Genomic DNA, 15716 nt, shown 5'->3' with positions numbered 1-15716 from the left:
TCTATAAAATATTATTTATTAATACGCATAATATCTTATTTTTATATATAATTTATTCGCAATATATTTGCCTAAAATGCTTAAAAAACCTTATTATATACCATATATGAGAAGTTTCGGTAAAAAATTGAAAGAATGTAGAGAAGTCAAAAAGATTTCACAAAATGAGTTAGCCAAACTGATACAAGCTCATCATTCTATTATTGGCAAGTACGAACGTGATGAAGTTAAACCATCTATTGATGTGGCTGTTAAAATTGCAAATGTTTTAAATACAACAGTAGGTTTCTTATTAGGGGAAACAGAAGATAATAATGCATTTCAAGACCCTTTAATGCTTAAAAGATTGAATGATATTAACATTTTACCCAGTAGAGAAAAAGAAGCTTTATTACTTACTTTAGATGCTTTTTTAAGAGATTATAAAGCTAAAAAAGCATATTCTTAAATCTATTGCATAAAAAAAGATGAACCTAAAAGCTCATCCTTTTTTACTATAATTAATAAGCTAATCCATTGTTTTAAAGTATTTTATGTTTTATAATTTGTTCATCAACTAATCTGCATCATTATCATCATCTTTTTTAACAAAAATCATGATATCCTCTAATGTATCTTGAATAGTTGGTTTTAACTTTTCATCTTCTATTTTATCAAAAGAGTAATATAATTCTGTAAGATTGATTTTTTTATGAATCCTAGCTAAATCTCCTAAACAATTTATAGCAGTTTTTGCAACCCAAAAATTACTATGATTAATATATTTCAAATATATCGATTGTAGCCAATTAAAATCATCTATTCCTCTTACTGCACCTATTAAAGCCAATTTAATATCTTCGTTTGTGCCTTTATCGAGAATTTTATATAAATCTTCTTTACTTTCTAATAAGTCACTTTTATATTTATTCATTTTGATTATCAATTATTTTACCTTTTTTATTAACTAAACCAGCTTTTCTTAATATTGCCTGCATTCCCTGACTTAGTTCACTCCAAGTTCTTACATGTCCATGAAATACACCTTCAGAATGTTCATCAAATACAACAAACTCACCTGTAGAAGAATCTACGCCAACTCTCCTAGTAGTATTACCAGTTAATTCTAATGATGCATCTAGTACTTCTTGAGGATTGGTAGGTTCAGCACCAGAACTACCTTTTTTCTTTTTTCCATGCTTAGGGTTTCTTTCAAATCTTCTTATTGGACTATCATCATTTGTTAATGTTGCTGCTTCAGGTTTTTCTACTTGGAGTAATTCATCAATTTTAACGTTATATTTATTTCTTTCTCTCAACCACTCTTTCTCACCTCCATTAGTACTTTGAGTATTCAATAAAGCAGCAATTGTACCTAATGCTCTTGCTCCACCTGAGAGTAATTTAGAAACAACACTTGGTTTTTTTGCAACTTGTTTTACAACTTCTTTTGTAGTTTCTTGGACTACAACAATTTTCCCTAAACCTCCTGGGCCAACAAAACCCTGTTTAGGTTCAGTTCTTAAATTTGTATTAACTACTTTAACTGGTTCATGAGTTATTGCATCTACACCAAATAAATGGTGTCCCTCTAATCCTTCTATTTCAATTTTAGAAACAGGATTATTATGAGCAAATTGATATGTTGAGATTGACATATACTCACTAGAAACAGGGTCTACTCCAAAAAATCTTCCAATTTCAGGCATATAATTTCTATAACGAAATGTAAGCCAATTCAGACCAAGCTCTTTGTTCATCTCTTGTCCTAAAAAAGTTTTATGATTATTCTCAACGCCATTTACCACATTATTGTATCCTTTATGTTTTAAGCCAAAGGGATAGTAGTTTACGCGTTTTTTTTAACAACGGTCGCATTTTTATCACGTACTTACTCCAAAAAATTTACAAAAAAGAACGTCCTTACCTCATTAACCTACCTTTTGTAAATATAAAAAAATATGATGAATATTTCCAAAGCTATGTTACATAATTGGGCATTATAGTACATTCCTTTAATTCCTGTACTATAATACATTTATGTAAAATAGCCGACTGCTACCATAGCTTGTATTGAGCTTGACGAAAGGTACTTGGTATTTGTTAATGCTTTGCTATCGCAAACTGTACGCAAGAAGTTTACATTTTAAAAATTGTCGATTTTCCTCGCTTTTTCCAGCCTCTAAATCGTCAACTTTTAAAACGTTTTGATGAGAACTTACGTTTTATTTTTAGTAGAAAAAGAGGTGGCTGATGCGTGGATTTTCTACTAAAAATAAAATGACTTGTTTTTCATAATATTGTTTGCACGAGTTGTACAAAAAAACGAGCAAAGAAGTAAGACAAGCTTTTTCGCTTGACGTCTTTTTGCGAAGCTTTTTTTTGTACAAATTCGGAGCGTTGGCTTACGTAGTAAAAATTAAAGGATTCGTAGTGCGTGGGCAGAAGTGGCTGTAAAAAAGCGTTGGAAGAGCGGCTATTTTACATAATAGCAGTTATAACTACAAAATAAATTATGCCAGCGTTAGCGTACTTTTGAAGCGCATTTTGCTATTATAACTTCTATTATGTAACTTAGCTTGGGGTAGATTTTATGGCAGATTTTTTGTTTTTGAGCGTGGGCAAACAGCTCTTTGGAGTTGTGAGGAACGAACAAGCTACAATGTGCTGTTTTATGCGTTGGTTTACAAAAAATATGACGTAAAAACTACAGAAGTGATGGCAAGCGTGGGCTGATTCTGATTGGTTTTTTTGCGAGCTTGTGACGTTGAACAAGCGAAGTTTTTATCTTATTTCTTCATTCTTTTTCTTGCTATTTCTGGATTTCTTCTTGTGTGTAAAACTCCAAAAATTACAATTCGTTTTTGCTGTTCTTCCACTAAATAAAAAATTGCATAAGGAAAACGAGTGACTAAAGATTGTCGTAATTCTTTGTATTTTCTTTGATAATGTTGTGGATATTCTCCAATATAATCTATCTCTTTATTGACTTCTATTTTAAATTCTTCTCCTAATCCTTCTCTTTCTTTGTTGTACCACTTTTTTGCTTTTTTTAAATCTGTGTGTACAATTGGGAGTAATTTAATGCTATAACTCATTTACCAATTTTCTTTTACAGCTGACCAATCTAAAACATCATCAGGATTTTCTTTATAGCTTTTTAAACGATTGTCTAATTCTTTTTTGTGTGCAGTTGAGATTTCTTGGTGTTCTTCTTTTTCTTGCTTTAAAACACGTTCTAAAGTAGCCATAATGCTTTCTTTTTCTACATCAACTAATTGTTGTATAAAATTGTATTTTCTTAATTGCAAGTCCATAACTGTCGTGTTTTTAGCATAACAAATGTACAATTTTTGTTCCATATTTTTTCTATGAGATTGGATGGAAGTTGTTAACGATTTCGTGTAAACTTTCTAAATCGTCTTGTAAGTATCTTTCTGTTGAACTTATATAACGATGTCCAGCTAAAACCTGTACTTGTCTTAAATTGTATTGTTTTAACCAGTTTGTAATTACTGAAGCTCGTATTTGATTTCCATTATTTACTTTATGATTTATCTTTTTTAATTTCTTTAAAATAAATTGGATTGTATTTCCTAATCTTGCATTGTTTGGTATAAATAATCGTTCATTTTCCATGTTCCATTTTAACTTTATTTCTTCTCTAATTTCTTTTACATATTCTAATAATTCTATGACTTGCCACGATTTTAATTCTAAGGTTCTTGCGTTACTTCTTGCACCACTTTTTATATAAATTTTTCCTTTGTATAGCTGTAAATCTTGAATTTCTAGTTTGATGAGTTCACTTGTATTTAAACCTTGATAGACTAATAAACCAACTATTATTTTATTACGTTTTGCTGTTAATTTATGATAGCTGTCTTTGATGTTTTCAGTTTCGTAAGAATAGTATAAATCTTCTAATTCGTCTGCTTCTAATACGTTGTAATTGATGGTTCTTTTTACACCTTTAATATTGATATTTTCTATTGGATTGTCTATTCTATAATTTTCTGATAACAGATATTTAAAGTATATTTTTAAGGTTCCTATTTTATGCTTTATTGTCTTTTTTGTGGTATTTTTTCTTTGTAAATATTTGATGTATTTTAAAAATGTTTTGTAATCTATTAGATCTGGAGTTGTATGATTTCTCTTGCACCATTTTACAAAGTTTTCTGCTCCTTTTGTGTAACTTTCTATCGTTGTTAAACCGTAACTTTCTTTCTGTAAATAACTTCTATAATCATTCATTTTCAAGTGTTTTAAGCAAGTGTGTGTAAATTTGTGTAGATTCTAAAGAACTATGGCCTAAAAAAGTTTTGATGTTTTCTAACTTTACTTCGTGTTGCAATAAATGAGTTGCAATTGAGTGTCTTAATGTGTGAAGTGTGATTCTCTTTTCTGCTATTTCTTTGTTGTTGGTGGCTTGTACTATTTTCTGTAATCTGTTGGCTAAACTCATTCCATTTAAACGAGTTCCTCTCTTACTAATAAATAAGGCTTCACTTAAATATGCATCTTTAAATTGCAATCTTGCTTCAAAAATATAATCTTCTAATAGTTCTGCATTCTTTCTGTTTATAGGAACAAAACGCTCTTTATAATTCTTCCCTTTTCTAACAAATATTCTTTCTTTATCAAAAAATATATCATTCGTATTTAGATGTACAGCTTCATTTCTTCTTAATCCACAACTGTATAAAACGACTAAAATAGCTTTGTCTCTTAATTTAAATTTAGTTTCTGTATGGCTAAATTCTGTTGCTTTAAAAAGTTCTTTTATTTCTGATTGTGTTAAGATATTTAGCTTTTCTTCTGTTGGGTTTTTCTCTGATTTTAAATGGATATTTATTCCTGTATGATTGTGGTTAGTCAAATATTCTTTGAACTTTTTTAAGGCTTGTTGATGTTTGTTTAAATAGCTTTTACTTAATCCTCCACTTTGTCTTTCGTTGGCTCTTTCTTGCAGATAATTGTAATAATTTTTTACGGTTTTAGTAGTAATTTGATTGATGTTTTTAATGTGGTTTTGTTCCAGATAATAGAAGAACTCTTGTAAGTGGTTTGGCAAGTAATAGACTGTACTTTCTGCATAGCCTAAAATGTCTAACCATTCTTTATAATTGGCAACAAATAGTCTATAACTCTCGTTTTGTAATTTTAGTTTCTTCATTTTTTTGGCTGTAGTGGCTCACTACTTTTTTCATTCCCTTGACCTTTTTTAAGTTTTAATGGCGATGTAGATTTAAGTTTCTTTTATTCAGTATTTTAACTTCGCCATTTTAATGGTGGCGAACTTATGACGAAGTGGCGAAGTTGATGTTAGCAATACAATCTTGTAATGATTTATCTATCTGACTTTTAAGGTTTGTATATTCCTCTATATCCACAATTTCATAATGATACATTTTACCTTTTTCTGCTTTTACTTTTCTAATATATTGTTCTGCTAATAGTTGCTTATTGTATCTTCTTAATGTGGTTTCTTTTAATCGTAGTTTTCTTCTGATTTCAGAACTTGTAAACGTGGTTTGTTTATTTTCTTGTAAATAGGCTTTTAGATTCTCTAAATGATTTCTAATTGCTCCTGTAAGTGTGTCAGATTTTCTTAATAGAACTTCTATAATTAATTCGTTAGCTTCTTTAATATCTTCGATTGTGGTTTCTATAAATACTTCTCCTGTTTCTTCATTTACTTGTTGCTCTCGCTGATATTGTTTGTAAAATGTAATTGCTTCTATAAATTGTAAATAGTGGCTGTTGGTTCTTCTTGGTTTAAAAACCGATTGTGGCAACTCTAAATATTCTGCAAATGGATTAATTACTTTTATGGGCTTTAAAACTCGTTGCACATCTTTTAACAATTCTCTTGATTTGTGTTCCTGGTCTTCGTTTATTTTTCCTGCACTTATAAGCCTTTGGTAATTCATTATTCTACTATCTTGTTCTTGACTTTCATCTATATACAGTAAAAAACTTCTATTAGAATTATCTTCGTAAATGCTTTCTTGTGTGGTACAACCTGCAACAGATACAGGACCTTCAACTGTTAAATGGATGGTTTTTGTATTTCCTCTTGCGTCTTTATGAACAACTGTTTTTGTAATTCTCTTTTTAGATTGTAATTCACGAAGTGGATAGAGTACAGATTCTGCTCCGTCTAAATCTTCTATTAAAATAAGTTTGTGTTGTAATTCTGTTCTATTGAAGTAGTAAAAAGCGTTTGCAGATAATACTGTAATTTCTACTTTATCTTCTTCAGGTATCAGTTCTGATACTTTAGATTGTAGATGAGTTTTCCCAACTCCCGAACTTCCTAAACTGATACAATGCAATGGATTGTTTGTTTTTCTACTTGTAAAAATTAAATACATTAATAATCTATTTACTTGTTCTCCAATAACTCCAGCTTTACCAATCAATTCATTTGTTTTTGGTAGTAAATCCTTTCGTTTTAAGAACTTTATAGCTTCTCTTTCTTCGGTTGCAGATAATTCTTTAAAATAAGGTTTATGCGCTTCTTCATATTGTTGTATAAGTAAAAACCTATAATTTTCTAATTCTTTGGTTACTTCTTGTAATGTTCTTCTAACGATACTTGTTCCTACTTCTAATCGTTCTGCTACTTTCCTAACAAACTTTTCTACTTGATTATCGTTGTATAAATCGAGTGTATGACGTAAAATGTTTTCTTGTTTTAGTTTTTGGATAGATAACGTAATTCGTAAACTCTCTAGTTTATTGGTCTTTATTCCGCCTAAAATGTGAATTTCTAAATGTTTTGTGATGTATTCGTAGTTGTTGGAGTTACTTGTATCTAACATTGTTAAAAAGTTTTAATAATCATATTTGACTACAAATATATACATTTTGTTTATTTATAAATATATACTTTGATTATTATTTTTAACAGTATTACATTTTATGTCTATAATTAACTAACTTTGTATATCATTTTTGATGTTTCATTTACTAATTCAGTACACTTATGTCGTTTGGAGATAACTTAAAAAAAATACGTGCAGAGAAAGATATTTCGCAAGGAGACCTTGCTAAAATGATAAATGTACACGCAACACATATTTCAAGATATGAACGTAATTTAACATCACCAACTATTGATGTGGCTAAAAAGATTGCTGATGCGTTAGAAGTTTCTACAGATGCGCTTATTTACGGTTCTAACGAACAGATTATAAATAACAAACTAAATGATGAAGAACTATTACAATTATTTCATAAAGTGCAAAAGCTAGATGATGAAAATATTACAAGCGTAAAAGCAATGCTTAAAGCGTTTGTATTTCAAAAAGATATTCAAAAACAACTCGCATAAAACTACCCTAAAAAACCTGAATCATCTATTTCTAAAACAGTATTATCTTCTTGATAATTTCTAGCACTTGAGTATTTCCAATCAATTGCATCCGTTACAAAACCACTTGCTACTGGATTATTATGGATGTAATCTATTTTTTGTTTGATTACTTTTTCGCTCCACAATTCTATAGGTTTATTATGATGTTGCCAAAACTGATATTTACTGGTAGTTGCATTCTTTTTTCCTGCTCTTTTAAACATCCATAATAACCATTCTTTTCTACTTTCTTGTGGATTACTTTCTATAGATTCTATGACTTTTTTAGATGTATGACGTTTAAAATCTCTTAATAATTCTGATGGTTGTTCGTTAGCACTTCTAAAGATAAAATGGATATGACTTGGCATAAAACAATAACAATATAATTCTAGCCCTTTCTCTTTTCTACAATAACTTACACTGTCTGCTAAAACATCAAAATATACTTGTCTTGTAAATACATCTAACCAATTTATAGTCGCAAAACTTGCAAAATATAAACCTGCTTTATTATGGAATTTATATTTTCTACTCATAACAATACTAAAATACAAAAAGCTACGCTTGTAGCATAGCTTTTTGTTCTTATTGTTAACGGTACTAGCAAATGCTAGCACTAGCGTGTGCGTGACATACTAGCGCCATCTGGGGTTTAGAAATAGCGTGTGCCAGGTTGTATCATCAACTAATCTGTACCATTACCAGAAAAAGCATCATTAAAAAAAATTGTAAAAAAGCAAAGAAAATGAATAAATACAATTTTCTTAATTCATTTTTTATTACACTATTTTTTATTTTAAGAAGCTGAAAAAAGTTTGTTATCTTATTTTTCTTTGCTATTCTGTTAATTTTTAAAACAGAATATAGTATTAAGGTAACAGCTATTAAAAACGAGGTAATCATTAATATTATCATTCTTCTTCTTCATTTTGATTATTTATTATATACATATAACCACTAATATTATCATAATAAGATTGTAGTTGTTCTTTTGAAAAACTTGTTGCTCCTTCATTCGATTTAAGAAAATCTTTGGTTATGTCTAATATCCCATTAAGAGCATTTCCATATTCCTTATTACCTTTAAAGGTATCTGTAATAAAATTTTTAATCTCATCTGAAGAAAGTTTTCCAATTGTACCTGTATTACTCAGATTTAAATACACACCAAGACCTATTCCTGGGCCAGCAGAAATTGTAGCTCCAATATATTGATTTTTAGGTGCAGTAAAAGCATCAATCCAATCTTCTCCATCTGAAGTAAAAGAGAAATTTATTTCACCTGCTAAAGATATAACTTGTCCTCCAAATAAGCCTACTTCTGCACCAGCTCCTGCTAAATCGTCAACTGTTGGAGCTGCACTAATACTTACACCTACTCCTGCTCCTGCTCCTGCTCCGAAGAATAATCCCGCTCCATAAGAATATTGTAAAGCTACATTACCTTTTACATCAGCAGCTAGTTGAATAGAAGCATAACCTCCAACAGCGCTTCCACCTCTAACTTCTCCATTTAAAACTACTGCCTCTAATCCCTCTAATTCAATTGCATCTATAACTCTATTTTCAGAAAAATTATACGTCCCATTGTGAACAAAATCTTCAGCTAATGGGTCAATATTAAAAAACCTCCCTATCGCAGGGTCAGCATTTCTCCATTTAAAAGAAGACCAATTCAAATTTAAATCTTCTTGTAATTCTTGTCCTTGGAACCCAAACTTCTGCGCGGTACTATTCCCATTAGAACTTACCACATTATTGTATCCTTTATGTTTAAGTCCAAAAGGGTACAAGCTTATGCATTTTTTTTCAGCATAGTTCCCTTATCTCGACCAACTTTTACACCAAAAATTTTTTCTTTGAACGTCCTTTCTGCTACATCAGAACATAAAGATAATTATTTCTGTATTGCCCAACAAACAAACTTTAACATTTTGTATATACGTTTAGTACCATTATTGTAGTTCTCTATATAACAAGACGTTAACACTTGTCCACTGATCAAATTGCTTTCAACCACCAAGCTTGTATTTATTGTTTAACCAGTTCTGTAGGATACTGAACCAAGTTCAGCATAAACCACAGAACATAAATTTCTTTATTATGAGCAAGCAAAAAGGATTGATTAAATTAGTAGGTAACATTGGTGGTGTATCTTTTTACACTTCTAATGGTGAGTATCTAGCTAGGATGGCTGGAGGACCTAGCAAGGAACGTATTCAAAGTGACCCTAATTTTAAACGTACCAGAGAGAACAATGCCGAGTTTGGTGGTTCTGCCAAAGTAGGTAAAGCATTAAGAACCGCTTTGAGTGGTGTACTTCAAGTAATGGGTGGCAGTAGATTGGCTTCCCAGTTAACCAAGATTTTTAAAACCATTAACCTAAAAGGTGTAGGTGTCAGAGGTAAAAGACCGATTACACTTTCTGCCAACAAAGAACTCTTGACTGGTTTGGATTTAAATAGTAAATCGAGTTTATCAACGGTGTTTACTGCTCCTTATACAGCCACCATCAATGCAGACCGTAATGAAGTTGTTTATACAATAGCTGCATTTACCCCTGCTAATTTTATTGTTGCTCCTGCAGGTGCTACGCATTTTAGATTGGTAGCTGCTGTTGGTTTGGTTTCAGATTATGTGTATGATGATGGAGCAAGTACTTATGAGCCTACTGTACCAGATGAGAACAGTATTGGTGTGGTAGCTTCAAGTACAACAAAGGCGTTAGATGCTAATAGTACTGCAACAACTTTAACGGCTACCATTCCTGGTGGAGCTGTTACAGATGCAGAAGTAAGCGTAGTTTCTTGTTTAGGAATTGAGTTTTACCAAAAGGTTGGCACTACAGATTATATATTATCGCAAGGTAATACAATGAAAGTTACACACGTATTTTAAGCGTTAAACGATTCATTTGATAGTGAGAGCATCCTCTTTTGAGGGTGCTTTTTTTATGGACTGATTGAACACTAGCACTCGTGATTAGTGGGAACATATACGGCTTATATACGACTCATCTACGGTTCATCATCAGTTATACTATTTGTTTTAGTTCCCTTATAAGATTTTATTATTTGACTGACAGGGAGGATTTGTAATAATGATTTCAATTCTTTATTTACTGCTTTCATCTTCTCAACTGGCATTATCCAATAAGCCAACAGAACCACTAAAAAAGTTATACATATAATTACTGTTGTTGTTCCCATATTTTCTATTATTTTATTATTCTAATTTTTTACTTGTTATCATCATATCATACATTCGAACAAAAGTCAAGTCTTTTTACTTAAAAAAAAGGACATCGTTTTTTCCCTTTGTTTGCAAGATATTATAAGTTCCTATTTTAAAATAGGACAGCTTTTTACATTTAATTAAAAGCAAGATAAACAAAGAGTTATTTTATTGTTTGCCACATTTTTGGCAGTAAAAATATACTCTTAAGAACCTTATTTTACTAAAGTAAATACGTTGTTTTTTATAAACAATGATCAAGTCAACTAATTTCCGTAGTTTCATCATTTACCCTTAAAACCAAAGTTAATTCGTTCTTTTTTTATCCGTCGTTGTAAATAAGTAAAATTAGGTTTTCAGTAGGCTTACGTTTTAAAAACATAGGATTTGGGGGCGGATGATGTGGCAGAGAATCCTATGTTTTTAAAATGACTTGTTTTTCATTCAGTGGCACGAGTTGTATACAAAAACGAGCAAAGATGTGAGCGTAGGAACACTTGGACTACGTGAGGGTTTTGTGAAGTTTTTTTATGCAAATTCGGAGCGTTGGCTTACGGAGTAAAAATTAAAGATTTCGTAGTGCGAAGGCGTTGGATGTAGTGAGGCATTGGCAGTAGCGTGGGCAAAAAGCGTGGGCAGAGCGGCTATTTTACATAATTTACATTATAACTACGGCTTTGGTGGAGTGGGGCTTTTTGCGGCAGTATTATAATGCCAATTATGTAAAGATAGCTTGGGATAGTTTTTTTGGCGGAGTTTTTGGTTTTTAGCGTTGGCAACAGCTTTTTGTGATTGTGAGGAACGAGCAACTTACAAAGTGCTGTATTTAGCGTTGGCTTCCAAAAACTGTGACTTAAAAACTATAGAAGTGGTGGCGAGCGGAACAAAACAAAAGACAGAGGTTTTTTACTTTTTCTGTAAAAATCTGGATTTTGTTTTGTGGGGATATTAATGTAAATTTGTCTTATGAATTGGATAGAGTTTATCGGTTTTATATCTTCTCTTTTTGGGATTTTCTCGTTTTTTAGGAACGACGTATTTTCTATTCTCCAATATAAAAAAAACCTAATTTTCTAGCGCTATTTTATTTAAACGGTATTTAAACACTGTTTAAACGTTACTTAAACATTTTTCTCTTTTTTTAACGGTATTTTCAACTGATTGGATGATACAGATTAATCACTTCTTGCATATTTTCTAAATCGTCAGTCAAATATTTTTCGGTAGAACTTATATAACGATGTCCTGCTAGATATTGTGTTTTTCTTAAGTTGTATTGCTTTGTCCAATTCGTAATGACTGATGCTCTTATTTGATGCACATTTTCTACTTTCTGATTGTACTTTTTTAGCTTTTTAATAATAGCTAAAATGGTGTTTCCTAATCGTGCATTGTTGGGTATAAAGAGTCGTTCACTTTCTATATGCTTTCGTTCCTTGATTTCTTCTCGAACTTCTTTGATGTATTCCAATAGCTCTATAACTTGCCACGACTTTAACTCTAATTCTCTTGTATTGCTTCTTGCTGTTTTTGGAACGTGAACTTTTCCTTTGTAAATTTCTATGTGTTCTAATTCTAATCTGATTAATGCGTTTGTGTTTAATCCTTGATATATCATTAAGCCAACAATAATTTTATTTCTTTTTGCTGTTAATCTGTGATAGGGGTCTTTGATGTTTTCTGTGCTAAAACTGTAATAGAGATCTTCTAATTCTTCTGCTTCTAATAGATTGTAGTATAATTTTCTTTTTACTCCTTTTATAGTGATGCTTTCTGCTGGATTATCTAGTCTGTAGTGTTCTTTGATTAAGTAATTAAAATAACTCTTTAGGATGGCTAATTTATGATTGACTGTCTTTTTGCTATTTCCTTTTCTGGTTAGGTATTTTGTGTATTTTAATAATTGTTTGTAGTTGATGGTTGTTGGTTGTTGGTCTCTTTTTTTGCACCATATTTTGAACTTTTTGATTTCTACTAAATAACTGGCTACTGTTGTAATGCTGTATGCTTCTTTTTGTAAGTGTTCTTGATAGTTCATAGTTGGTGGTTTTTGGTTGTTAGTTATTGATCAATTGGCCTTATAATTGCTTGACTAGATGTGTGTAGATTTGTGTACTTTCTAATGAACTATGTCCTAAAAACTTACTGATGATTTCTATATGTACTTCTTTCTGTAATAAGTGTGTTGCTATACTATGTCTTAGTGTGTGAAGTGTAATTTGTTTTTCTTGTAGCTCTTTATTTTCTGTTTTTCTAATGACTTCTTTTAATCTATTGAGCATACTTTGTCCTTGCATTCGCTTTCCTTGTTGACTGATAAATAATGCTTCTGTACTGTTGTAAATATTGAGTGCTGGTCTTGCTTCAAAAATATAATCTTCGAGTATTCTAATATTATAACTGTTGATTGGAATAAAACGTTCTTTGTAATTTTTTCCTTTTCGTACATAGATTCTTTCTTTATCAAAAAATACATCACTAACATCTAAATGAACGACTTCATTTCTTCGTAAACCACAACTATAAAAAACCACTAATAATGCTTTATCTCTTAACTTAAAACTATCTCTTTGATGACTGTAATTTGTGGTTGTAAATAGTTCTTTAATTTCTTCTTGTGTTAAAATATCTACTTGCTTTTGGTTGCTGTCTTTCTCTGTTTTTAAGTGGATTCTAAACCCTTTGTAATTGTGCTTTTGTAAATATTCTCTAAACTTCTTTAATGCTTGTTGATGCTTGTTTAAATAGGCTTTACTTAAACTGCCTCCTCTGGTTTCATTGGGACGTAATTGTAAGTGTTGATAGTAGTCTTTTATAGTTTCTGTATGGATGTTTTCTAATGTATTTATATTCTTTTTCTCTAACCAATAAAAAAATTCTTTGATATGATTTGGCAAGTTGTAAAGCGTACTTTCTGCATAACCCAAGATGTCTAACCATTCTGTAAATGATTGTAATAATACTTTGTAGCTTGTATTTTGTAGTTTTAATTGTTTCATTTTTTACTTTGCTTGGTTGCCTTTTTCTTGTTTTAGTGAGCTTTCTTTTTAAATTGTTGATTGTTAGTTTCTTTAGTGGCTCATTTACTTACTGGGCTACTGGTAAGCTACTGGGCTGTAGCAGGTTGCTACACACAAGTATTTATAATTGTAGGATGGCTTCATCTAGTACTGTTGCAATTGTTTTTTTAAGTTGTTGGTATTCTTCGTAATTCGTGATTTCATATAAGTGTCTGCCTGTTTTATCTTTTTCTCTTAATTGTATTCTTTGGGTATTGATGAGTTGTAAATGATAGCGTTTTACAGTGGATAAAGGGATTCGTAATAGGATGCTAATTTGTTTGTTGGTAAAGGTTGTTTGTTGATGTTCTTTCAAGTAATTTTTTAGTTTCTCAAAATAGTTTCTACACGCTCCTGTAATGGTATCTGACTTTCTCAAGAGAACCTCTTGTAGTAGTTTATTGGCTTCTTTAATATCTTCTATCGTAGTTTCTATATATTCTTCTCCTGTTTCTTCATCATATTTTTTTTCTCTTTGATGCTGATGATAAAAGGTTACAGCTTCTATAAATTGCAAGTAATGTGCGTTGGTTCTTCGTGGTTTAAAAACGGCATTGGGTAGCTTTAAACTTTCTGCATATGGGTTTCTAACAGATATGTTTTTTAAACATCTTTGTGCATTTTGTAATAAATCACGCGATGTGTGTTCTTGGTCTATATGTACTTTTCCTGCACTTATTAATCGCTGATACTGCATTATTCTTTCGTCTTGTTCCTCACTTTCATCTATGTACAGCAGGAAGCTCCTGTTGCTATTGTCTTCGTAGATACTTTCTTGTGTGGTGCATCCTGCTATACATACTGGACCTTCTACGGTTAAGTGGATGGTTTTGGTATTTCCTCTGGTGTCTTTATGAACTACTGTTTTAGTAATCTTGTGTTTTGATTGTAATTCTCTAATCGCATATAAGGCATTTCCTGCTCCGTCTAAATCTTCTATTAATATGAGTTTGTATTGTAGTTCTGTTCTGTTGAAGTAGTAAAAAGCATTTTCACTTAATACTGTGATTTCTACTTTATCTTCTTCTGGAATTAATTCTGCAACCTTACTTTGTAAATGCGTTTTTCCTGCACCAGAACTTCCTAAACTCATACAATGCAAAGGATTGTTTGCTTTTCTACTTGTGAAGATGATGTACATTAATAATCTATTATTTACTTCGCCAATAACTCCGCTTTTACCTATTAACTTATTGGTTTCTTCTAGTAAATTCTTTGATTTTAGTAACTTTAATGCTTCTTTTTCTTCGGCTTTTGTGAGTGTTTTTACTGTTACCTTGTCTGCTTCTAGTTCTGCTAGTTGTGAGATTCTATAGGTTTCTAACTCGTTAATTAAATCTTGGATTGTTCTTCTAACTACACTTGTTCCTATCTCTAATCGTTCTGCTATTTTACGTACTAATTTTTCTACTTGGGTATCATTATATAAATCTAAATTGTGTCGTAATTTTAAATGCGTTCCTTGCTTTTGGATGCTAATTGTTACTCGTAGTCTGTCTAAATGATTTAATCTAATGCCTCCTAATATTTCTATTGATAAGTGCGTGGTTTCATAATGGTAGCTGTTTGGGTTGTCTGTGTTGAGTTGCATTGTTGATAAGTTGTAAAATATAACTATTAAGGTGTAAATATACCTATTTCGTTTTATAAAACAAACTTACAATGTATTTTTATACCTAAAAAAGTATCTTATATTTGTATTTCAACACTCTTTAAGGTGTATTTTAATAATATGAGTTTTTCTAAAAGATTGTCGGAGTTACGTAAACAGCATAAGTTCTCGCAAAGTGAGTTAGCCACTAAAGTGGGTATTCACAACAATGTATTAGGACGTTATGAACGTGGAGAAGCTAACCCATCTATTGAGGTAGCCACTAAACTTTCTGACGTTTTAGGTGTTTCTTTAGATTATTTGGTAGGGAAAACAGACTTACTTTTGGATGATACTATTGTAGATAAAATTCTAACCATACAACAGCTTCCTACTGAAGATAAAGAACATATTCTTTTTGCTATTGATGCGCTTTTAAGAGATGCTAAAGCTAGAGCTACTTATTCGTAATGATATAATGATTTAA

At 31.0% G+C, this 15716-nt stretch carries 16 protein-coding genes and 1 pseudogene; 4 read left to right on the top strand and 13 right to left on the bottom strand.

All coding sequences use genetic code 11. The features are described from left to right. Positions 1 to 127 precede the first annotated feature (127 nt). Positions 128 to 448: a helix-turn-helix domain-containing protein gene (locus tag J3359_RS10165; RefSeq protein ID WP_243765893.1), complete on the top strand. Its 321-nt coding sequence runs from the start codon at positions 128 to 130 to the stop codon at positions 446 to 448. A 108-nt stretch (positions 449 to 556) separates the two neighbouring features. Here the strand turns inward: J3359_RS10165 and J3359_RS10160 are convergent, their stop codons facing one another. The 7 genes and pseudogenes from J3359_RS10160 to J3359_RS10130 all read right to left on the bottom strand — a co-directional run bounded on the left by J3359_RS10160 (position 557) and on the right by J3359_RS10130 (position 6809). Then, positions 557 to 925 (bottom strand): hypothetical protein, encoded by a 369-nt coding sequence (locus tag J3359_RS10160; protein ID WP_208076774.1) that lies wholly within the window; start codon positions 923 to 925, stop codon positions 557 to 559. After that, positions 906 to 1814 (bottom strand): annotated as a pseudogene (locus J3359_RS10155) (RHS repeat-associated core domain-containing protein); the annotation flags it as partial. The gene J3359_RS10160 and the pseudogene J3359_RS10155, both read right to left, overlap by 20 nt. A 954-nt stretch (positions 1815 to 2768) precedes the next feature. Further along, positions 2769 to 3077 (bottom strand): type II toxin-antitoxin system RelE/ParE family toxin, encoded by a 309-nt coding sequence (locus J3359_RS10150; protein WP_208076754.1) that lies wholly within the window; start codon positions 3075 to 3077, stop codon positions 2769 to 2771. After that, complete coding sequence (locus J3359_RS10145) at positions 3078 to 3341, bottom strand: addiction module protein (protein ID WP_243765891.1); 264 nt, start codon at positions 3339 to 3341, stop codon at positions 3078 to 3080. Between the two features lie 7 nt (positions 3342 to 3348). Then, positions 3349 to 4236 carry a tyrosine-type recombinase/integrase gene (locus tag J3359_RS10140; protein ID WP_208076753.1) on the bottom strand — a complete coding sequence of 296 codons (888 nt, stop codon included), beginning with the start codon at positions 4234 to 4236 and terminating at the stop codon, positions 3349 to 3351. Then, positions 4229 to 5158 carry a tyrosine-type recombinase/integrase gene (locus tag J3359_RS10135; protein WP_208076752.1) on the bottom strand — a complete coding sequence of 310 codons (930 nt, stop codon included), beginning with the start codon at positions 5156 to 5158 and terminating at the stop codon, positions 4229 to 4231. Before J3359_RS10135 ends, J3359_RS10140 begins: the two co-directional genes overlap by 8 nt. 124 nt (positions 5159 to 5282) lie before the next feature. Beyond that, positions 5283 to 6809: an MTBMA_p00010-related P-loop-containing protein gene (locus J3359_RS10130; protein ID WP_208076751.1), complete on the bottom strand. Its 1527-nt coding sequence runs from the start codon at positions 6807 to 6809 to the stop codon at positions 5283 to 5285. A gap of 164 nt (positions 6810 to 6973) precedes the next feature. On the opposite strand from J3359_RS10130, the gene J3359_RS10125 reads away from it, so the two are divergent. Next, a complete protein-coding gene (locus tag J3359_RS10125; RefSeq protein WP_208076750.1) occupies positions 6974 to 7321 on the top strand; it encodes a helix-turn-helix domain-containing protein in 348 nt (115 codons plus the stop codon). 2 nt (positions 7322 to 7323) lie between these two features. Here J3359_RS10125 and J3359_RS10120 read toward each other — a convergent pair whose 3' ends face one another. Continuing rightward, the gene (locus tag J3359_RS10120) at positions 7324 to 7881 is read right to left on the bottom strand and encodes an REP-associated tyrosine transposase (RefSeq protein WP_208076749.1); all 558 of its coding nucleotides are present in this window, start codon (positions 7879 to 7881) and stop codon (positions 7324 to 7326) included. Positions 7882 to 8256: 375 nt separating this feature from the next. After that, positions 8257 to 9138: a hypothetical protein gene (locus tag J3359_RS10115; RefSeq protein WP_208080528.1), complete on the bottom strand. Its 882-nt coding sequence runs from the start codon at positions 9136 to 9138 to the stop codon at positions 8257 to 8259. A gap of 310 nt (positions 9139 to 9448) precedes the next feature. Here J3359_RS10115 and J3359_RS10110 point away from each other — a divergent pair, with 310 nt between their 5' ends. Continuing rightward, the gene (locus J3359_RS10110; protein WP_208076772.1) at positions 9449 to 10243 is read left to right on the top strand and encodes a hypothetical protein; all 795 of its coding nucleotides are present in this window, start codon (positions 9449 to 9451) and stop codon (positions 10241 to 10243) included. Between the two features lie 119 nt (positions 10244 to 10362). On the opposite strand, the gene J3359_RS10105 is transcribed toward J3359_RS10110, so the two are convergent. The 4 genes from J3359_RS10105 to J3359_RS10090 all read right to left on the bottom strand — a co-directional run bounded on the left by J3359_RS10105 (position 10363) and on the right by J3359_RS10090 (position 15229). After that, entirely contained in the window at positions 10363 to 10554 is a 192-nt protein-coding gene (locus J3359_RS10105) for a hypothetical protein (RefSeq protein WP_208076769.1), read from the bottom strand. A gap of 1178 nt (positions 10555 to 11732) precedes the next feature. Further along, complete coding sequence (locus tag J3359_RS10100) at positions 11733 to 12617, bottom strand: tyrosine-type recombinase/integrase (RefSeq protein WP_208076767.1); 885 nt, start codon at positions 12615 to 12617, stop codon at positions 11733 to 11735. 40 nt (positions 12618 to 12657) lie between these two features. After that, positions 12658 to 13578, bottom strand: coding sequence for a tyrosine-type recombinase/integrase (locus J3359_RS10095; protein WP_208076766.1), 921 nt, complete (start codon positions 13576 to 13578; stop codon positions 12658 to 12660). A 142-nt stretch (positions 13579 to 13720) separates the two neighbouring features. After that, positions 13721 to 15229, bottom strand: a complete 1509-nt coding sequence (locus tag J3359_RS10090) for an MTBMA_p00010-related P-loop-containing protein (protein WP_208076765.1) — start codon at positions 15227 to 15229, stop codon at positions 13721 to 13723. A 141-nt stretch (positions 15230 to 15370) separates the two neighbouring features. Here J3359_RS10090 and J3359_RS10085 point away from each other — a divergent pair, with 141 nt between their 5' ends. Beyond that, positions 15371 to 15700, top strand: coding sequence for a helix-turn-helix domain-containing protein (locus J3359_RS10085; RefSeq protein ID WP_208076764.1), 330 nt, complete (start codon positions 15371 to 15373; stop codon positions 15698 to 15700). The last annotated feature ends 16 nt before the right edge of the window (positions 15701 to 15716 follow it).

It is taken from the genome of Polaribacter cellanae, assembly GCF_017569185.1.
Lineage (GTDB): Bacteria > Bacteroidota > Bacteroidia > Flavobacteriales > Flavobacteriaceae > Polaribacter > Polaribacter cellanae.
Note: the sequence above shows the minus strand (reverse complement) of the source record. Positions and strands in the feature narration are given on the sequence as shown.